The organism is Dyella amyloliquefaciens, assembly GCF_004296575.1.
Classification (GTDB): Bacteria; Pseudomonadota; Gammaproteobacteria; order Xanthomonadales; family Rhodanobacteraceae; genus Dyella; species Dyella amyloliquefaciens.
The window spans coordinates 1-586 of sequence record NZ_SAYT01000015.1 but is presented as its reverse complement, the minus strand read 5'-3'; the positions used below and the strand labels follow the sequence as shown (position 1 = coordinate 586).

At 65.0% G+C, this 586-nt stretch carries 1 protein-coding gene; it reads left to right on the top strand.

Annotation, left to right across the window (positions count from 1 at the left end; genetic code table 11):
* Nucleotides 1–585: EF-Tu C-terminal domain-related protein (locus tag EPB08_RS20940; RefSeq protein ID WP_267873366.1), on the top strand; the 585-nt coding region annotated here is incomplete at its 5' end.
* Nucleotide 586: the final 1 nt, after the last annotated feature.

Here is a 586-nt window from a genome sequence, read left to right as displayed (position 1 = left end):
CCGGAGCCGCAGCGCGCCATTGACCAGCCGTTCCTGATGCCGGTCGAAGACGTGTTCTCGATCTCGGGCCGCGGCACCGTGGTGACCGGTCGTATCGAGCGCGGCATCATCAAGGTTGGTGACGAAGTCGAAGTGGTCGGCATCCGTCCGACCCAGAAGACCACCGTGACCGGCGTGGAAATGTTCCGCAAGCTGCTGGACCAGGGTCAGGCGGGCGACAATGCCGGTCTGCTGCTCCGCGGCCTGAAGCGCGACGACGTCGAGCGTGGCCAGGTGCTGGCCAAGCCGGGCACGATCACCCCGCACACCGACTTCGAAGCCGAAGTGTACGTGCTGTCGAAGGACGAGGGTGGTCGTCATACCCCGTTCTTCAAGGGCTACCGCCCGCAGTTCTACTTCCGCACGACCGACGTGACCGGCGCGATCGAGCTGCCGGAAGGCGTGGAAATGGTCATGCCGGGCGACAACATCAAGATGGTTGTCACCCTGATCCACCCGATCGCCATGGACCAGGGCCTGCGCTTCGCCATTCGCGAAGGCGGCCGTACCGTCGGCGCCGGCGTGGTGGCCAAGGTCATCAAGTAAG